Source organism: Archangium gephyra (assembly GCF_049060025.1).
Classification (GTDB): domain Bacteria; phylum Myxococcota; class Myxococcia; order Myxococcales; family Myxococcaceae; genus Archangium; species Archangium gephyra_A.
Genome location: NZ_JBMEQQ010000002.1, coordinates 1,792,612 through 1,811,044 on the forward strand (window position 1 = coordinate 1,792,612; position 18,433 = coordinate 1,811,044).

The window sequence follows — 18,433 nt, forward strand, 5'->3', positions numbered from 1 at the left end:
GAAATGATGAGCCTCCGAGGAGCGCTCCAGGCACAGCACCACCCGGGACTCGGCCTTCACGCCGAGCCCGCGCAGGTGGTGCGCGAGCTGGTTGGCCCGCGCGTCCAGTTCCGCATAGGTGAGCCGCTCGGAGCCGAACACGAGCGCCTCCGCGTCCGGCGTCCGCGCCACCTGCTCCTCGAAGAGGCGATGGAGCACGGCGGGCTCCGTGGACGGACCTCCCGCGGTGCTCCACTCCTTCAACAGCCGCTGGCGCGCGGCCGCATCCACCGGGGACAGCTCGCGCAACCGCTGCTCCGGCCGGGAGGCCATGGCCTCGAGCAGCAGGCGCAACTGTCCCAGCATCCCGTCGATATGCTCCGCATCGAAGCGGGCGCGCTCATGGGCGAGATCCAACCGCAGCTCTCGCCCCGGCACGGCCACCAGCGTCAACGGGTGGTGGTCCTCCTCCACGGCGCGCACGTCGCGCACCTCCAGCGAGGGCAGCGACGCCGTGAGCGCCGCATCCACCGGGTAGTTCTCGAAGACGACCAGGCTCTCGAAGAGCGGCGTGCCCGCGGGGACCTCGCTCCAGCGCTGCACCTTCACCAGCGGCGAGTGCTCGTGCTGCCGCATCTCCAGCAGCCACGCCTGGAGTCCCTTCAGCCACTCGACGAGCGGCTCGTCGCCGGGCAGACGCACCCGCACCGGCAGCGTGTTGATGAACAGGCCCACCATGCCCTCCACGCCGGACAGCTCCGGGGGACGGCCGGACACGGTGGTGCCGAAGACGACATCCCTCGTCCCCGCGTGGTGGCCGAGCAGCAGCGCCCACGCGCCCTGCACCACGGTGTTGAGCGTGAGGCCCTGCTGGCGCGCGAGCGCGTTCAACGCCTCGGTGGTGGAGGCGGACAGGTGGATCCGCCGGGTGACACGGCCGGACGCGGGCGACGCCCCGGGGAAGCCGCGCCCCAGCCCGGTGGGCTCGGAGAAGCCCGCGAGCGAGCGGCGCCAGAAGCGCTCGGACTCCTCCAGCCCGCGCTCCTGAATCCACTCGATGTAGTCGCCATAGGGCCGCGCCTGCTCCACGCGCGGCGTGAGACCCCGGACGAGGCTCTCGTAGAGGACGAAGACCTGCTTGATGAGGAGGGGAACGGACCATCCGTCCAGCAGGATGTGGTGGTGGCTGAAGACGAAGCGGTACGCCGAGTCCCCGGTGCGCAGCAGCGACAGGCGCAGCAGCGGCGGCGTGCCGAGCTCCACTCCCCGGCGGCGATCCGCCTCCAGCCAGGCGGTGAAGCGCGCCTCCTGCTCGGGAGCCGGAGTCCCGCGCCAGTCCTCCTGCTCGAGCGGCAGGTCCACCTCTTTGAGCACCACCTGGAGGGGTTCGTCGACGTCCTCCCAGACGATGGCCGTGCGGAGGATGGGGAACGCCGCCACGGCCCGGCTCCAGGCCTCGGTGAAGGCCGGGAGGTTCAGCGCGCCGCGCAGCTCGCAGGAGAGCTGGTTGAAGTACAGGCCCGAGCCCGGCTCCTGGAGGACGTGGAAGAGCATCCCCTGCTGCAACGGGGAGAGCGGGTACAGGTTCTCGATGTTGTCGCTCATGGGGTCTTCTTGCCGAACCGGGCGGAAAGCTTGTCGAGTTGGGATTGCTTCACCTTGGCCAACTTGAAGTCGGAGGGCGTGTGGCCTCCGGCCTCGGGGGACTGGCAGTGCGAGATCAGCTCGCGCAGCCGCTCCAGGAAATCCGCCGCGAGCTTCTCGACGGTTTCCCCGCGGTGAATCGACGCCCCATACGTCCACGTCATCTGGAGGCGGCCGCCCACCACGGCTCCCACCACGTCGAGCAGGTACGGCCTGCGGGTGCGAGGCCCACGCTGCGGTCCCATGCCCTCGGGCGCGAGCGCGAGCATCCCGTTCCCGTTCAACGCCCCATCCACCTGTCCGAGGTAGTTGAAGCTCAGCTCGGCCAACGGGAGCCCCGCCAGCGCGGCGTCCTCGGCCAGATGGCGCAGCAGCCCGTACCCCATGCCCTTGGAAGGCACGGCGCGGAGCTGCTCCTTCACGTCCCGCAGGGTCTCACCCGGGCCAGCGGCCTCCCGGGCCTCCAGCAGCGCCGGGAAGAACGTGGTGAGCCAACCCACCGTGCGCGAGACATCCAGGCCCGCGAGCAGCTCCTCGCGGCCATGGCCCTCCACGTCCACCAGCACCAGCGGATTGCCGGTCCAGCGGCTCACGGTCCGCGCGAGCGCGGTGAGGAGCGCATCATTGATCTGCGTGTGGTACGCGCGCGGCACGTCCTGCAAGAGCGCGCGGGTCTCCTCGGCGGTGAGCGACAGGCTCACGCTCCGGGCCGAGCCCTCGAGATTCTCCCCTCCCGTCGAGTCCACCGGCAGCCGCGTGACACGGCTCCAGGGACGCTCCAGCCACCAGGAGCGCTCGACGTCCAGCTTGCCGGAGCGCGCGTGCTCGGAGAGGCCCCGGGCCCAGGCCTGGAAGGAGGTCGTCTTCGGAGGCAGTGCCACCGGAGCGCCCGCCGCGAGCCGCTGGTACGTCACCAGCAGATCCTCCAGGAGGATGCGCCAGGAGACGCCATCCACCACCAGGTGGTGCAGCACGAGCAGCAGGCGCCCGGACTGTCCCGCCCCGAGCTCGAACAGCACGGCCCGGAGCAGCGGCCCCTCCTCCAACCGGAGCGAGCCCTGCACCTCCGTGGCCCGCCGCTCCAGCTCCGCGGCCCGGGCCTCGGGCGCCACACCCGACAGGTCCACGTGCTCCAGCCGCACGGGCTCGCCCGGGGCCGCGCACACCTGCCGCCAGCCCTCCTCCGTCCGAGCGAAGCGCAAGCGCAGCGCGTCATGGTGCTCCACCACGAGCCCCAGCGTTCGCTCCAGCACCGCCGCGTCCAGGGCCGTGCGCAGCTCCAGGAGGAGCGACATGTTCCAGTGGTGGGGCTCGGCGGGCGACTGGGCGAAGAACCAACGCTGGATGGGGCTCAGCGCCACCGGGCCCGTCACCGGACCCTGCTCGGCCTGCACGGCGAGCCGCGTGTTCGCCACCGCCGCGAGCCGGGCCACCGTGGGGTTCTGGAACACCTGACGCGGAGACAACTCGATGCCCGCCCGGCCCGACCGGGTGACGATCTGGATGCTGAGGATGGAGTCCCCGCCCAGCTCGAAGAAGTTGTCATCCACGCCGACGCGCTCCACGCCGAGTACCTCGCACCAGATGCGCGCGAGCTGCGTCTCCAGCTCGTTACGCGGTGCCACGTACGCGGCGCTGCGGGCGGCCGGCTGAAGCTCCGGGGCCGGCAGCGCGCCCACGTCCACCTTGCCGTTGCGCGTGCGCGGCAGGGCTTCGCGCTCCACGAAGGCGGAGGGCACCATGTACTCGGGGAGCCGCTCGCGCAGGAAGGCGCGCAGCGCGTCCGCCGTGGGGCCCGGGCGCTCGTGGGGCACGACGTAGCCGATGAGCCGCCTGCCACCCCGCCCGTCCTCGCGAGCGGCCACCGCCACCTCGCGCAGCCCGGAGTGGGCGGCGAGCGCCGCTTCCACCTCACCCGTCTCGATGCGGAAGCCCCGAACCTTCACCTGTCCGTCCTGGCGGCCGAGGAACTCGAGCACCCCGTCCTTGCGCCAACGCACGCGATCGCCCGTGCGGTACAGCCGGGCACCGGGGCTCGTGTCGAAGGCATCGGCCACGAAGCGCTCGGAGGTGAGCTCGGGCCGGTGGAGGTAGCCGCGCGCCACGCCAGCGCCGCCGACGTACAGCTCGCCCGGCACGCCCACGGGGACGGGCTGCAGGCGCTCGTCGAGCACGTACACCCGGGCACCGGGGATGGCCCGGCCGATGGGCACGGAGCCCGTGTCCGAAGGATCCACCCGGTGCACGGTGCTCCAGATGGTGGCCTCGGTGGGGCCGTACTCGTTGAAGAGGGCCGTGTTGGGCAGGGCCTCGTGGTGGGCGCGGACCAGCTCGCGCGGGCACGCCTCGCCGCCGACGCTCACCGCACGCAGGCTGGAGAGCCCACCGGCCGGAGCCGCCGCGAGGATCTGCGCGTACAGCACGGGCACGCCGATGAGGTGCGTGACGCCGTGCCGCGTGAGGGAGGCGGCCAGCTCCCGCGGATCATCCATCACTCCGGCTTCCGGGAAGCGCAGCGTGCCGCCGTGGAGCAGCGTCCAGAACAGGCCCGCGAGCGAGGCATCGAAGGTGAACGGCGACAGCGGGACGCAGACGCCCGGAGCCCCGTACACCTCGAAACGGGCCCGGGTGGCGTGCGCGAGCTGCCGGTGCTCCACCACCACGCCCTTGGGCCTGCCCGTGGAGCCGGAGGTGAAGAGCACGTAGGCCGCGTGATGGGGCTCGGGACGCAACGCGAGGGACACCGCGGGCTCGGACGCCGCGGACTCCACGGCGAGCACGGCCTTCCCCTCTCCCAGGGCGAACCGGCCCGTCATGGCCTCGCGGGTGAGCACCACGCGCGCCCCCGCGTCCTCGAGCACGAGCCGCAACCGCTCCGGCGGGCTCGAGATGTCCAGCGGAAGCCAGGCGCCTCCGGCCGCGAGCGTGCCCAGGATGGAGGACACGACGTCCGTGGGGCGCTCCAGCGCGAGGGCCACCACGTGCTCGGGACCCACGCCCTGCCGCCGCAGCAGCGAGGCGATGCGCCCGGCCCGCGCGGCGAGCTGCACGGTACGAGAGCACCTCTCCGGCATCGGCCAGAGCGGGTGCGTCGGGAGTCCGGGCCACCTGGGCCTCGAAGAGTTCGAGCACGGTGGCGGAGGACGGAGCCGCCTGGGGCGGATTCCACTCGAGCAGGAGCTGGCGGCGCTCCGCCTCGGACAGGAGCGAGAGCGAGGAGAGCCGGTGCTCCGGAGCCGAGGCGATCCCCTCGAGCAGGCGCACGAAGTGGCCACCCATGCGGGAGATGGTCTCCGCGTCGAAGAGATCGGTGTTGTACTCGAGGCCACCCCAGAGCCCGTCCGCCGTCTCGCGCAGCTCCAGCGCGAGATCCAACTTGGCGGCGCCCGCGTGGAGCTCCATGCCGCTCAGGGTGAGGCCCGCGAGCTGCACGGTGGGCATGGGGACGTTGTGGAGCACCAGCAGCGTCTGGAAGATGGGCGAGTGGCCCAGGTCACGCGAGACGTGCAGGGCATCGACCAGCTTCTCGAACGGTGCCTCCTGGTGGGCGAAGGCTTCCAGGGCGGTGCGGCGCACGCGGCCGAGCAGCTCCACGAAGGACGGATCCCCGGAGAGATCGGCGCGCAGGGGCAGCGAGTTGATGAAGCAGCCCACGAGGGACTCGAACTCGGGGCGGCTGCGGCCCGCGACGGCCGTGCCCACCGCGAAGTCCTGCTGGCCGCTGTAGCGGGACAGGAGCACCTGATAGGCGGCCATGAGCACCATGAAGGGCGTGGCGCCCTCGCGCCTGGCGAGCGCACCCAGCGCGTTGGCCACGTTCCGAGGCACGGTAAAGCGGTGCTGCGCGCCCCGGTAGGACTGCACGGCCGGACGGGGCTTCTCGGTGGAGAGCCGCAGCACGGGCACGTCGGCCAGCGTCTGCTTCCACCAGGACAACTCCTTCTCCAGCGCGGGGCCCCGCAGCCACTCGTGCTGCCACGCGGCGTAATCCACGTACTGCACGGACAGCTCCGGCAGCGGCGAAGCGGCTCCCGAGACGAAGGCGGCGTAGAGGACCGCCAGCTCCTTCATCATCACGCCCGCGGACCAGCCGTCGGAGACGATGTGGTGCGGGGTGACGAGCAGCACGTGCTCGGTGTCCTCGACGCGCAGCAGCGCCGCGCGGATCAACGGACCGGCCGCGAGATCGAAGGGCCGCCGGGCCTCCTCGCGGGCCCACCGGGCGATCGCCGCGTCACGGTCTCCCTCCACCTCCAGCGGCACCACCGGCACGGGCACGGCCAGGGATTCCGCGATGCGCTGCACGGGGCCCGAGTCTTCCAGGGCGAAGGTGGTCCGGAGTGCCTCGTGGCGGCGGACCACCTCGTTGAGGGCTCGCTCCAGCGCGGCGGCTTCCAGCGGTCCGCTCAGACGAAGCGCGGAGGGGTTGTTGTAGGCCACGTTCCCCGGCTCGAGCTGATCCAGGTACCACAGCCGCTGCTGGGAGAAGCTGAGGGGCAACGGCCGATCGCGCGGCACGCGGGTGATGGCGGACGGTCCCTCGGGACGTGGAGCCTGCGCAGGCGCGGGAGCCGGTGCCGGACGGCGGGCCGCAGGAGCACTTCCCGCGAGAAGCTCCACGGAACCATCGGCCCTGCGCCGGGCGCGCTGTCCCAAGGGGAGCAGCCGGGCTCCAGCCTCCAGGGGCGGCTCCTTCCAGAAGCCGCGCGGAACACCCCCGCCTCCGATGGCGAGCACGCCGGAGACGCCCACGGGAACGGGCCTGCCCCGGGAATCCAGCACCTGCACCTGCATGTGAGCGGGAGGCAGGAAGACGGGAGTACCCGAATCCTCCGCGCGCACGGGGAGCCACGCCGCCGGCCCGAAGGCCTCCTCGCGGCGCAGCACCTCCACTCCAGCCGCGCGAGCGAGCGAGGCGGCCAGCTCCGGAGCCGCGCCCTCGACGAACAGCCGCCGCACGGTGCGAAGCTCCTCGGAGACTCCCGGGAGCGCGGCGAGCGCGCGGGCCAGGGAGGGCGTGCAGTGCAGGTGCGTGACACCCGTCTCGCGAACCAGCGCGAGCACCGCCCCGACCTCAGAACCGCTCTCCGTCAGCGCGGAGGACACGGCCGCGGTCCCTTCCGGCTGCGAGCGGCGCCGCAACGTGTCCAGGTGCTGGAGGCTGTTCATCGTCGCCTCCGTGCTGGCGCCGAAGTCCACCAGACAGGCCACCTCGTCCACGTCCAGCCGCCGCACGCGCTCGACGATGGGCGCACAGGACTCGGGCGTTCCGAAGAGGCCACCGGCCTCCAGGTAGCGCTCGAAGCCGTGCTCCAGCAGCGCGTCCATGTCGCGCGGCGTGAGGGTGCGCACGTCCACCTTGAGACCCTGGCTGGCGGCGAAGCCACTGAAGATGTCCACCGAGCTGCGGAAGTAACGCAGCAACGGCTCGCGCACGGCGCGGCGCACCTCGGACGCATCCGCCCCGAGGAACGCGTGCATCATCAGGCTCACCTGTCCCCGGCCGGGGCCATGGCCGTGCCGCCGCCACGCCTCGCGGTAGATCGCCACCTTCTCGGCCAGGGAATCGAGATCCTGGCCCATGAGGTTGGTGAGCACGTTGGCACCCAGCTCGCCCGCGAGCCGGAAGGTCTCCGGGCTCCCGGCGGCCGTGAACCAGAAGGGAAGCTCGGCCTGCACCGGGCGCGGGCGGATGGCGATCTCCACCTCCTGGCCCTCGCCGTTGCGGCGGAGCACCGTTCCGCCGCGCCACAGGTGCCGCACCGTCTCGATGCCGCGGAGCATGATCTCCTTGCGGCGCGCGTAATGGTCCGGCGCGAAGACGAAGTCGTTGGCGTGCCACCCCGAGGCGAACGACACCCCCACCCGGCCTCCCGAGAGGTTGTCGATCATCGCCCACTCCTCGGCCACCTGGAGGGGGTCGTGCAGGGGCATCACCACGCTGCCCGCGCGGATGCCCAGGTGCTCGGTGATGGTGGCGATGCCCGCGCCGGTGATGGCGGGGCTCGGGTAGAGGCCGCCGAAGGAGTGGAAGTGGCGCTCGGGCGTCCAGATGGCGGAGAAGCCATGCGAGTCGGCGAAGCGCGCTCCGTCCAGCAGGAGCTGGTACTTGCGCCGGCCGAGTGAGTCCTCGTCATTGGCGAAGTACGAGAGGCCGAAGGCCAGCGCGCGGCGGGGCGCGGCGTCCCGGCCCACCACGAACCGGGCGCTCGCGGGCTCACGCGGCAGGACGACGCGCAGGCCCCGGCACAGGGCCCACAGCACTTCCAGTCCGCTCCCCTGCCCCGCGGGCTCCTCGGCCCACAGCCATGCGCCTCCCGGAGTCCCACCGCCGCCCTGATCGAGCGCGTGGAACAGGTGCGCCACGGTCCGGAGCGTGTGGATGGCCCGGCGCGAAGTGCCCTCGGACGCACGCAGCGCCTCGAGGCAGACCATGGCCTCGGCACCGGCCGGAGAGGCGCGGTGCTCGAACGCGGGCAGCTCCTCCTGGGGCGCGTCCACGTGCAGCACCCGCGAGGCCTCCAGCGGGACACTGGTGCGCAGCCGCGAGTCCGTGAGCAGCAGCGGCACCGGTGCACCCTCGGGGGCGAGCGAGGCCAGCTCCCGCAGCTTCGACGGAGGCACGAGCACCCAGGCCCCACCGGCCTCCAGCACGGCCCACTGCGCCACGAGGCGCTCGGGAGACGGCTCCAGGCACACGGCCACGAGCTGCTCCGGTCCCACGCCCCTCTTCACCAAAGCTCCGGCCAGACGCCGGGCCCGCTCGCGCAACCCACCCCAGGAGAGGCTCCGCTCCCCGGCGATGACGGCGGGTGCATCCGGAGCCCGCGAGACCTCGGCCTCCAGCAGGGCCGCGATCGAAACGGCCTCACGGTGCGAAGACGGAGACGCGAGGGCCTCCCGCTGGCTCCGCTCCGCCGCGGTCTCCAGGGACAGCTCGGAGAGCCGCAGGCCGGGGTCCGTCACGGCCGATTCGAGGATCGCCTCGAAATGGCCGATCATCCGCTCGATGGTGGCGGTGTCGAAGAGCTCGGTGGCGTACTCCATGTCACCGGAGAAGCCCTGCTCGCCCTCGCCCAGGGAGACGCAGAGGTTGGAGAGCAGGGAGCCGAACTGCGAGGGCGCATCCGGCACCTGCACGGGCTCCAGCCGCAGTCCGGGCAGCTCCAGGTGCGAGCCGAACCCGGCATGGAGGACGAACAGCGCGTCGAAGATCCGCGAGGTGTTGGGGTCCTTCTTGGGCTCGAGCTCGCGCACGAGGTGCTCATAAGGGACGTCCGGATTCGCGTAGGCACCCAGCGTGGTGTCGCGCACGCGCCCGAGCAGCTCGCGGAAGGTGGGATCGCCGGAGAGGTCGGTGCGCAGCGGGACGGCATGGGCCACGTAGCCGACCAGCGGCTCCAGCTCGCCGCGGGAGCGGTTGCCGATGGGCGTGCCCACGACGATGTCCTCCTGGCCGGCGTAGCGGGCCAGCAGCGCCTTGTAACCGGCGAGGAGGATCATGAAGGAGGTGAAGCCCTCGCGCTGGCCGAGCGCCAGGATGGCATCGGAGAGCCTGCGGGACAGGCCGAAGAGGCGGCGCGCGCCGATGAGCGAGCGCGAGGCCCCGCGAGGACGATCCGTGGGAAGCGCCAGCGGGCCGGGAGGAGCGGCCATGCGCTCGCGCCAGAAGGCCTCCTGGGCGGAGAAGGCACCCGAGGCCATCGCGCGCCGCTGCCACGCCGCGAAGTCCATGTACTGCACGGGGAGCGCGGGGAGCGGAGAGGGGCGGCCCTGGAGGAAGGCCTCGTAGTTCACCGCCAGCTCGCGGGCGATCGCCACCATGGACAGGGTGTCCGAGACGACGTGGTGCACGGTGACGAGCAGCAGGTGCGTGTCCTCGGCGATGCGCACCAGGGAGGCGCGGAGGACGGGACCCTGCTCCAGGGAGAAGGGCCGCGCGGCGTCCTCGCGGGCGAGCCGCAGTGCCTCCGCCTCGCGCTCGTCGCGGGAGCCCTCCAGGACGAGGACCGGGAGCGCCGGCTTCAGCTCGGAGGGCACGCGAGGCACGAACCGGCCATCCACGAACGCATAGGTGATGCGGAGGGCCTCATGACGGCGGACGGTCTCGGCGAGGCACCGCTCCAGCACGGCCACGTCCAGCGAGCCCGTGAGCCGGAGGACCATGGGCATGTGGAGCGCGGGGTTGCCGGGCACGAAGCGCTCCAGCGCGCACACCCGCTCCTGCACGAAGGAGAGCGGCAGCACGCCCTCGCGCGCCACGGGCTCCAGGCGCGGCACCGGAACGCCACTCCCCGAGGGCCCCGCCTCCTTCAGGCGGGCCTCGATGCGCCCGGCGATGCCCGCCACGGTGGGGGCCTCGAAGAGATCGCTCAGAGGGAGCTGCACGGGGAAGGACTCGCGCAGGCGCGTGAGCATCTGCGCCGCCATGAGCGAGTTGCCGCCCAGCTCCAGGAAGTTGTCGTGGATGCCGATGTCCTCGACACCGAGCCGCTCGCGCCAGATGGCCAGCACCTGCCGCTCGATATCGGTCTGGGGGGCCTCCTTGCTGGCCGGGGCGACGGCCACGGCAGGAGCCGGAGCCTTGACCAAAGCCGGAGCCGGAGCGGGAGCCGCCACGGGAGCCCTGGCCGGAGCCGGAGCCACGTCCGTCTCCGCCCAGCGGGGCTCGAGCCGGAAGAGCTGGCGCTCGAAAGGATACGAAGGCAGGGACAGGCGCAGGCGCTGCTCGTGGGCGTAGAAGCGCTCCCAGCGCACCTCCAGCCCGGCCTGCCACAACGAGCCGAGCGCCTCCAGCAACGTGCCCTGATCGGACGTCGAAGTACCCGCGCGAGGCAGCGAGGGAACCACCCGCACCTGCGCCTCTCCGCGCAGGTGCATCCGGGTCAGCGTGGTGAGCGCCTGATCGGGACCGACTTCCAGATAAACGGCGCACCCATCCCGCTGGAGGGTGTCCAGGCCCGCGGCGAAGCGCACGGGCTGGCGCATCTGCCGGGCCCAGTAGGACGGATCCGTGGCCTCCTCGGGGCGGATCCACGTCCCGGTGACGCTGGAGACATAAGGCCGCTGGGGCGCGGAGAGCCGCAGTCCCGCGACGGTGCGCTGAAGCTCCTCACGCAGGGGCTCCACTGCCGCCGAGTGGAAGGCCTGCCGCGCGGGCAGCCGCAGCGAGCCCACCCCACGGCGCGCGAGCTCCTGCTCGAGCCGCTCCACCTCATCCACGGGGCCGGAGACGACACAACGGGTGGCGCCGTTGACGGAGGCCAGCGACAGGGCTCCGGTGAGCAGCGGCTGAAGCTCGGCCTCGGAGCAGCCCGCGGCGGTCATGGCCCCGGGAGGCATGCGCGCCATGAGCTGACCGCGCACCACCGCGAGCGCCAGCGCGTCCTCAAGCGGCAGCACGCCCGCGAGGCACGCGGCCACGTACTCGCCATAGCTGTGCCCGAACATGGCGTGGGGCTCCAGGCCCCAGTCCATCCACAGCCTGGCGAGTGCATACTCCACGGTGAAGAGCAGCGGCAGCGCGTAGCGGGGATCCGCGAGGGCCTCGCGGGCCTCGGCCTCTTGCGCGGGAGCCGGGTACAGCAGCGGGCGCAGGGGCCTGCCCAAACGGGGGGTGAGCAGCGAAAGGCAAGCGTCCACGTGCTCGCGGAATGCGGGCTCGGCGGCGTACAGCTCGCGCGCCATGCCCACCGACTGCGCGCCCTGTCCGGGGAAGAGGAAGGCCACGCGCTGCTCGCGAGCCGCCTCCAGGCTGGCGATCGCCTGAGCCGCGGGAGGCGCCTTCAGCCGGGCGATCAGCGAGGGAACATCCGCCGCGACGACGGAGCGCCGGTGCTCGAAAGCCTTGCGGCCCACGTTCCGGGTGAAGGCGAGGTCGGCCAGGTCGACACCCGGGTGGGCCTCCAGGTGCGCGGCCAACTCCTGCGTCATGGCCTCCAGGGCGGTGGCGGTGCGAGCGGAGAGCGTGACGAGCTGGCGAGGCCGGGCGCTGGGGCGGCTGGCGGTGAGCGGAGCCTCGGAGAGGATGGCGTGCGCGTTGGTGCCGCCGATGCCGAAGGAACTGACGCCCGCGAGCCGGGGCCGCTCGCCGCGAGCCCAGGGGCGGCGCTCGGAGGCGACGAAGAAGGGGCTGCCGGCGAAGTCGATGGCCGGGTTGGGGCGCTCGAAGTGGAGGCTGGCGGGAATCTCCTCGTGGTGGAGCGCCAGGGTGGCCTTGAGGAGCCCGGCGATGCCCGCCGCGGTGTCCAGGTGGCCGATGTTGGTCTTCACCGAGCCGATCGCGCAGTAGCCTCGCGCGTCCGTGTCGCGGCGGAAGGCGCGCGTGAGCGCGGACACTTCGATCGGATCCCCGAGCGGCGTGCCGGTGCCGTGGGCCTCGACGTAGCCCAGGTCCCCTGCCCCGACGCCCGCGTAGGCGAGGGCCTCGGAGATGGCTTCCGCCTGGCCCTCGACGCTGGGGGCGGTGTAGCCGACCTTCTGATGGCCGTCGTTGTTGATGGCCGAGCCCTTGATGACGGCATAGACGTGATCGCCGTCGCGCAGCGCATCCGCGAGCGGCTTGAGGACGACGACGCCCACGCCATTGCCACTCACGGTGCCCCGGGCGCGCGAGTCGAAGGCGCGGCAGTGCCCATCGGGCGAGAAGATCATCCCGTCCTGGTAGAGATAGCCGGTGCGCTGCGGGAGCGAGAGGCGGACGGCGCCGGCCAGGGCGATGTCGGACTGGCGGAGCAGGAGGCTCTGGCAGGCCATGTGGACGGCGACGAGGCCCGTGGAGCACGCGGTGTAGAGGGCCATGCTCTCGCCGCGCAGGCAGAGCTTGAAGGACACCTTGGTGGCGACGTTCTCGGCGGTGGTCGTACCGAGCGCCTCGAACAAGGCGGCCGGTTCCTTCTTCACGTGGCCCAGCAGGGAGAGCACGTGCCCGGACTGGCCGGCGCCCGCGTAGAGGGAGATCTTCCCGGGGAAGCGCTCGGGATCATAGGCGGCGTCCTCGAGCGCGGCCCAGGCGCACTCCAGGAAGACGCGCTGCTGGGGATCCATCCACAGCGCCTCGCGGGGGGCGATGTCGAAGAAGCCGTGATCGAAGAGGTCCGCGCCCTCGAGGACGCCACCGGCACGCACGAAGTCCGGGTGCGCGCGCAGGGCCTCGGGGACGAGCGGAGACGGCTCCAGCTCCTCGGCGCCGAAGCGGGAGATGGACTCGACGCCCTCGCGCAGGTTCCGCCAGAAGGCGTGGATGTCACTGGCACCGGGGAAGCGCCCCGCCATGCCGATGATCGCGATGTCGTTCCCCGTGCCCTCGTCCATCATGTCCTGCTCAGCCATTGCCACGGCTCCCTCGAGGGTTGCGGCGCTGGAGGGCCTGTCGGCGAGCCTCCGCGCGATCCTGATGATTGTTGCTGCGAGTCTCGGAGCTCACGGCCGCGTCCAACCGCCTGGCGAGCGCGTGGACCGTGGGGTGCTCGAAGAGGTGGACGATGGGGACATCCTGCTTCAGCTCGTCGCGCAGCAGGGCGCAGGCCCTGACGACGGTGAGCGAGCTGCCGCCGAGGTCATCGAAGAAATGATCATGAATGCCCACGGCCTCGCGCCCGAGCGCCTGGGCCCAGCAGCGCGCGATGGACACCTCGAGCGGGCTGCGCGGTGCGACGAAGGAAGCGGAGCGCTCGGGGGGCTCGGGAGGAGGAAGGGCGCGCCCGTCCACCTTGCCACTGGAGGACAGCGGCAGGGCCTCCAGGTGGACGAAGGCCGAGGGCAGCATGGACTCGGGCAGCCGCTGGCGCAGCAGCGCGCGCAGCTCCCGGGTCTCGCGGGGCGTGGACTCCCCGGGCACCACGTAGGCCACCAGCCGCGCCTCGCCCGAGGGGCTCTTCCACGCCTTCACGTGGGCCTGCTTCGCGCCGCCCACCTCGCGCAGCGCGGCCTCCACCTCGCCCGGCTCCACGCGCACGCCGTTCACCTTCACCTGCGCATCCGCGCGGCCCACGTAGTCGAGCCGCCCGTCCGCCTTCCACCGGACCACGTCCCCCGTCCGGTACAGCCGCTCACCGCCCTCGCGGCTGAAGGGGTTGGGCACGAAGCGCTCGGCGGTCAGCTCCGGCCGCCCCACGTAGCCTCGCGCCACGCCGGGGCCGCCCAGGAACAGCTCTCCCGCCACGCCCGCGGGGACAGGCCGCATCTCCGCGTCCAGCACGTACGCCTGCACGTTGGCCAGCGGCCTTCCAATGGAAGGCCGGCCCTCGCCGGGCACGCACTCCGCCCACGTGACGCACACCGACGTCTCCGTGGGCCCGTACCCGTTGACGAAGCGCCGTCCCCTTCCCCACTTCTCCACCAACGCGGGCGGGCAGGCCTCGCCCACGGACTTCACCACCCGCAGGGACTCCAGCCCCTCTTCCGGCAGCAGCGCCAGCACGGACGGGGGCAGCGTCACCATCGTCACCGCGCCCTCCACCAGCGCCCGCCGCAGGTCCTCGCCCAGCGGCACCCGTCCACCCTCGGGCACGTACAGCGCCCCGCCCGAGGACACCGTCAGCAGGTACTCCCAGATGGAGGCGTTGAAGCCCAGCGAGGCGAGCTGCAACAGCCGCGACTCCGCCCCCACGCCGAACGCCCGCATCCGCGCGTACGCCAGATCGCACAGCCCCGCGTGCGTCACCTCGACGCCCTTGGGCCTGCCGGTGCTGCCCGAGGTGTAGAGGACGTACGCCGCGTTGCCACCCCGCACGCCGCTCTCATAGGGCAACGGCTCCTCCGCGCCCGTCTCCTCCAGCCGCACCACCCGCGCGCCCTCGGGCGGAAGGCACCGCTCCTCCCACCCGCGCAGCGTCACCACGGCCTTCACGCCCGCGTCCCGCGCCATCCACTCGAGGCGCTCGCGCGGCAGCACCGCCTCCAGCGGCACGTACACCCCACCCGCCTTCTGCACGCCCCAGAAGGCCACCACCGCCTCCACGCTCTTCTCCAGCAGCACGCCCACCCGCACTTCCGGGCCCACGCCCTCGCGCCGCAGCCGGGCGCCGAGCCGCCTCGCCCGCGCCTCCAGCTCGCGGTAGCTCAGCCGCTGCCCGCCTCCCTCCACCGCCACCGCTTCCGGCGTGCGCGCCACCTGCTCCTCCAGCAGCCGCGCCAGCCCCTCCACGGGCACCTCCACGCGCGGCCCCCGGCTCCACTCCTCCAGCACCCGGGCCCGCTCCTCCCCTCCCAGCAGCTCCACTTCCTCCACCCGCTGCCCGGGCGCCTCCACCAGTTGCGCCAGCATCGCCACGAAGTGCCGCGCCATGCGCTCGGCGGTGGCGGCCTCGAAGAGGTCCGTGCAGTACTCCAGCGAGGCGCCCAACCCACCGTCCGCCTCGGCCATCATCAGGGTGAGATCGAACGCCGAGCCCCGGCGCACGAGCGGCAGGGATTCGATCTCCAGGGCGCCCAGGCGCATGCGTGCGTCCGGGCCGTCCAGCGCGAAGGAGGCCAGCGAGGCGCCTTCTCCGGGCAGGTGGGCACGCTGCAGGACGAACATCGCCTGGAAGACGGGCGAGTGCCCCGGCTCGCGCGTGGGCTGGAGCTGCTCCACGAGCCGCGCGAAAGGCATGTCCTGGTGCTCCAGGGCCTCGAGCACCGTGCCGCGCACCTGGGAGATCAGCTCGCGGAAGGAGGTGCCCCGGGGAATGCTGGCGCGCAGGGCCACGGGGTTGACGAGGTAGCCGACGAGCCGGGTCAGCTCCGGCCGGGTGCGGCCCGCGGTGGGTGAGCCCACGAGAAGGTCATCCTGTCCGGTGTAGCGGCGCAGGAAGGCGAAGAAGGCGGCCAGCAGCACCATGTACGGCGTGGCCCCGGTCTCCCGAGCGAGCGCATTCACGCGCCGGGTGAGCTCCGGCCCCACCTGGAACGGGAGCGTCTCCCCGCGGAAGGACTGGAGCCGGGGACGGGGCTTGTCGGTGGGCAGCGCCAGCACGGGCAGCTCACCGCCGAGCCGCTCCTTCCAGAAGGAGCGCAGCACCTCTCCCCTGGGGCCCGCGAGCCGTACGGAGAGCGCCCGGGTGGCCTCCACGGGGCCCACGGAGAGCGCCGGCAGCACGCCCGCGAGGCCTCCCGTCTCCGCCGTGTAGAGCGCGCCCAGCTCCTCCACCATCACGCCCAGGGACCAGAAGTCGGTGATGAGGTGGTGGAGCGAGAGCAGCAGCACGTGCTCGTCCGGGCCGCGGGTGAAGAGCAGGACGCGCATCAGCGGCCCCTGCTCCAGATCGAAGGGCCGGTGGGCCTCGGCGTCGAGCCGTGTCCGAAGCTGCGCGTCGCTCCAGCCGGAGGCGTCCTCCACCTGCACCCGAGGGCCCGAGGGCTCCACGAACCGCGGGACGGGAGCGCCGTTCTCCTCGGGGAACACCGCGCGCAGCGACGGGTGGCGCGCCACGAGCGACAGGAAGGCGCGCTCCAACGCCGGGGCATCGAGCTGGGAGCGGATCCGCGCCGCGCGGACCACGTGGTACGCCGTGCTCTCCGGCGACATGCGCTGGAGGAACCACAGCGCCCGCTGCCCCTCGGAGAGAGGCGGAGTCTCCTCGGGAGCCAGGGGCGCGAGCGGCGCCTCGGCCTCGGGCGAGGGGCGCGCGACGAGGCTCTCGGCCAGCTCCCGCACACTGGGCCCGCGCAGGAGGCTGGTGACGGGCAGCTTCACGCCGAACGTCTGTTCGAGCGAACCGCGCACCTCCATGGCGCGCAGCGAGTCGAGCCCGTACTGGGTGAGCGGCACGTCCGGCCGCAGCTCGCCGGCGGGAATCCTGAGCTCGCGAGACAGGCGGGCGGAGAGCCACGGCAGCAGGGCCTCCACTCCGGCGCTCAGGGGAGGCGCGGACTCCTCCGCTCCGTCCAACAGGCCCGCGGTCTCCCCCCGGGTGACGGCTCCCCCCTCGTGCCAGGAGCCCACGGCCTCCAGGGAGCCATGGAGGAACGCGGCGCGGCAGGCATGGCGCTGGATCTTCCCGCTCGACGTCTTCGGGATGCTTCCGGGCACGAGCAGCACCACCGCGTGCACGCCGAGCTCATGCTGCTCGGCCACCGTCTGGCGGATGAGGGCGATGACGTCACGGGCGCGCGTCTCCAGGTCCGCGCCGGAACGGTCGGCGAACTCATGGACGACGACCAGCCGCTCCTCGCCCCCGGAGTCCACGGAGAAGGCGGCGCCGCAACCGGGCCGCAGCCCCGGGTCGCACCGCTCCACGGTGAGCTCGAGGTCCTGCGGGTAGTGGTTGCGCCCGCGGATGATGAGGAGATCCTTGCGCCGCCCGGTGACGAACAGCTCGCCGCCGTCGAGCACGCCGAGGTCCCCGGTGCGCAGGTACGGCCCCTCGCCGGAGCCCGCGAGCCGCGCCTGGAAGGTGCGCGCGGTGTCATCGGACCGCTCCCAGTAGCCGTGGGCCATGCTGGCGCCACGGACCCAGATCTCCCCGACGCGGCCGGGGGCGCACGGCACGCGCGTCTCGGGCTCGACGATGCGCACCTCCTGGCCACCCAGGGAGCCGCCACAGCCGATCATCGGCACGCCCTCGTGCCCGGCGTCCGGAGCCCGGGCCTCTCCGCGCAGCAGCGCCTCGCGAGCGAAGTGGCGCACCCGGGGAGGCTCGGCCTTGCGCCCACCGCTGACGATGAGCGTGCCCTCGGCGAGCCCGTAGCAGGGATAGAAGGCCTCGCGCCGGAAGCCCGCGGGAGCGAACGCCTCGGCGAACCGGTCCAACGTCTCCTGGCGGATGGGCTCGGCGCCGCAGAAGGCCACCTCCCAGCGACGGAGATCCAACGCGGCGCGCTGCTCGGGGGTCGTCTTCCGGACGCACAGCTCGTAGGCGAAGTTGGGGCCTCCGCTGACGCTGCCGCCGTGACGGGAGATGGCCTCCAGCCAGTTCAAGGGGCGCTGGAGGAAGAAGAGCGGCGACATCAGGACGGTGGGGATGTCGCGGTAGAGGGGCTGGAGGATGCCGCCGATGAGCCCCATGTCGTGGTACGGCGGCAGCCAGATGACGCCCACGGGTTGGGGCGAGGCATCGAAGCCAAGCGCGATGAGCCCCGAGTTGTGCAGCAGGTTGCGGTGGCTGAGCATCACGCCCTTGGGCGTGCCGGTGGAGCCGGAGGTGTACTGGAGGAAGGCCAGATCCTCGGAGGACAGCGAGGGCGCGGACCAGGCCGCGGTGGCGCCGGACTCGAGCGCGTCGGTGGCCAGCCAGCGCAGCGCGCGGAGCACCGGAGCGTCCTCGGTGAGGAACCCGACCATGTCGAGCAGCGCGGAGGTGGTGAGCGCGGCGGTGGCGCGGCAGTCGGCCACCAGGGCCTGGAGCCTGGGCAGGGTGCGGGCCAGGCGGGAGGGATCGGGCGGATACGCGGGGACGGCGATGACGCCCGCGTAGAGGCACCCGAGGAAACCCAGCACGTACTCACGGCCCGGCGGGTAGAGCAGCAGCGCCCGATCACCGGGGGCGAGGTGCTGGCGCAAGGTGGCCGCGACGGCCCGGGCGCCCTCGTCCAGCTCGCGGTAGGTGATGAAGCTCTCCCCTGCCTCGTCGAGGAAGGTGAAGACCCGGGCCTCGGGCTGGAGGAGGGCCCGCTCCCGGAGCACGTCCACGAAGGTGGTGCCCTCGGGAAGGGAGACGGCACGCGCGGGATTCTCTCGCGACAGCAGCGGCATGGGTCCTCACGAGCGGGGCTCGGAGGGCATGAAGAACCCACGCAGTGACCACACGGCACCCAGGGGCCGAGCAGTTCCGACAAGCTCTTCCTGCCCCCTGTTTCTCGGGCGTCACCTTAGACGCTGGGCCCATCA

At 72.6% G+C, this 18,433-nt stretch carries 1 protein-coding gene and 2 pseudogenes; all 3 read right to left on the minus strand.

Features of this window, described 5'->3' with window-relative positions; genetic code table 11:
* Window positions 1-15 precede the first annotated feature (15 nt).
* Window positions 16-1,584 (minus strand): annotated as a pseudogene (locus tag ACN28I_RS07855) (condensation domain-containing protein); the annotation flags it as partial.
* Window positions 1,581-12,954: pseudogene (locus ACN28I_RS07860) on the minus strand (MupA/Atu3671 family FMN-dependent luciferase-like monooxygenase). The pseudogenes ACN28I_RS07855 and ACN28I_RS07860, both read right to left, overlap by 4 nt.
* Window positions 12,947-18,298, minus strand: coding sequence for an amino acid adenylation domain-containing protein (locus ACN28I_RS07865; protein ID WP_420941479.1), 5,352 nt, complete (start codon window positions 18,296-18,298; stop codon window positions 12,947-12,949). Before ACN28I_RS07865 ends, ACN28I_RS07860 begins: the two are co-directional and overlap by 8 nt.
* Between the last annotated feature and the right edge of the window lie 135 nt (window positions 18,299-18,433).

Coding starts and splice junctions, on each gene's coding strand:
- ACN28I_RS07865 (WP_420941479.1), bottom strand. CDS start 18,298: ATGCCGCTGCTGTCGCGAGAGAATCCCGCGCGTGCCGTCTCCCTTCCC.